This window comes from Trichococcus collinsii, from assembly GCF_900107505.1.
GTDB lineage: Bacteria > Bacillota > Bacilli > Lactobacillales > Aerococcaceae > Trichococcus > Trichococcus collinsii.
In genome coordinates, this window is record NZ_FNQH01000024.1 from 1 (window position 1) to 1,433 (window position 1,433).

Here is a 1,433-nt window from a genome sequence, read left to right on the forward strand (position 1 = left end):
AAGTCTGAGAACGAGTGAAATGCTTTTTCTCTCAAGGACAAGCTGTGATGGGGAGCGAAATTAAGTAGCGAAGTTCCTGATGTCACACTGCCAAGAAAAGCTTCTAGTGAGAAAGTAACTGCCCGTACCGCAAACCGACACAGGTAGTTGAGGAGAGAATCCTAAGGTGTGCGAGAGAACTCTCGTTAAGGAACTCGGCAAAATGACCCCGTAACTTCGGGAGAAGGGGTGCTGACCGCAAGGTCAGCCGCAGTGAATAGGCCCAAGCGACTGTTTATCAAAAACACAGGTCTCTGCAAAATCGAAAGATGACGTATAGGGGCTGACGCCTGCCCGGTGCTGGAAGGTTAAGAGGAGAGGTTAGCGCAAGCGAAGCTTTGAATTGAAGCCCCAGTAAACGGCGGCCGTAACTATAACGGTCCTAAGGTAGCGAAATTCCTTGTCGGGTAAGTTCCGACCCGCACGAAAGGCGTAACGATTTGGGCACTGTCTCAACGAGAGACTCGGTGAAATTATAGTACCAGTGAAGATGCTGGTTACCCGCGACAGGACGGAAAGACCCCATGGAGCTTTACTGCAGTTTGATATTGCGTGTTTGTATCACATGTACAGGATAGGTAGGAGCCAATGATACCGGGACGCCAGTCTCGGAGGAGGCAACGGTGGGATACTACCCTTGTGATATGACCACTCTAACCCGCTGCTCTTAGCGAGCAGGGAGACAGTGTCAGACGGGCAGTTTGACTGGGGCGGTCGCCTCCAAAAATGTAACGGAGGCGCCCAAAGGTTCCCTCAGAATGGTTGGAAATCATTCGTAGAGTGTAAAGGCAGAAGGGAGCTTGACTGCGAGACCTACAAGTCGAGCAGGGACGAAAGTCGGGCTTAGTGATCCGGTGGTTCCGCATGGAAGGGCCATCGCTCAACGGATAAAAGCTACCCTGGGGATAACAGGCTTATCTCCCCCAAGAGTTCACATCGACGGGGAGGTTTGGCACCTCGATGTCGGCTCATCGCATCCTGGGGCTGTAGTCGGTCCCAAGGGTTGGGCTGTTCGCCCATTAAAGCGGTACGCGAGCTGGGTTCAGAACGTCGTGAGACAGTTCGGTCCCTATCCGTCGCGGGCGTTGGAAATTTGAGAGGAGCTGTCCTTAGTACGAGAGGACCGGGATGGACACACCGCTGGTGTACCAGTTGTTCTGCCAAGAGCATCGCTGGGTAGCTATGTGTGGACGGGATAAACGCTGAAAGCATCTAAGCGTGAAGCCCCCCTCAAGATGAGATTTCCCATCACTTTAAGTGAGTAAGACCCCTGAGAGATGATCAGGTAGATAGGTTGGGAGTGGAAGTACAGCGATGTATGGAGCGGACCAATACTAATCGGTCGAGGACTTAACCAATTTTTAAAAAGATGAAAACTCAAGCGGTGTTTTCGG

1 rRNA gene is annotated in these 1,433 nt (G+C 51.9%); it reads left to right on the forward strand.

Annotation, left to right across the window (positions count from 1 at the left end):
* Positions 1 to 1,397, forward strand: a 23S ribosomal RNA gene (locus BLV66_RS15400); the annotation flags it as partial.
* Positions 1,398 to 1,433 lie beyond the last annotated feature (36 nt).